The 355-nt window shown below is 77.5% G+C and carries 1 pseudogene; it reads left to right on the forward strand.

Annotated elements, in window-relative coordinates:
- A pseudogene (locus DSY14_RS28335) lies at window positions 1-355 on the forward strand (DNA polymerase I); the annotation flags it as partial.

Below are 355 nucleotides of genomic sequence, written 5' to 3' on the forward strand. Positions count from 1 at the left end.
GCCCTCGCGATGGTCCTGGACACCCTGGAGATCCGCAACCCGTCCCTGCGTGAGCGGCTGCTGGCCGTCGACCCGGGGGCCGAGGAGGTCGACGTCACCCCGGTCACCGACGGCGGCGTCGAGCTGGACGGCACGGTGCTCGGCGCCGGGGAGCTCGCCCCCTGGCTCGCCGAGCACGGCAAGGCGGTCCTCGGGGCGGCCACGGTCGACTCGTGGGCGCTCGGTGCGGGCGCGGTGGCCGAGGTCGCGCTGGCCGCGGCCGGGGGAGCGGCCGCCTGGTTCGACCCGGCCCAGCTGGACGAGGCCGACGAGAACGCGTGGGCGGTCTGGCTGGCGGACCCGGCCAAGCCCAAGG

The organism is Nocardiopsis sp. MG754419 (assembly GCF_018207095.1).
GTDB lineage: Bacteria > Actinomycetota > Actinomycetes > Streptosporangiales > Streptosporangiaceae > Nocardiopsis.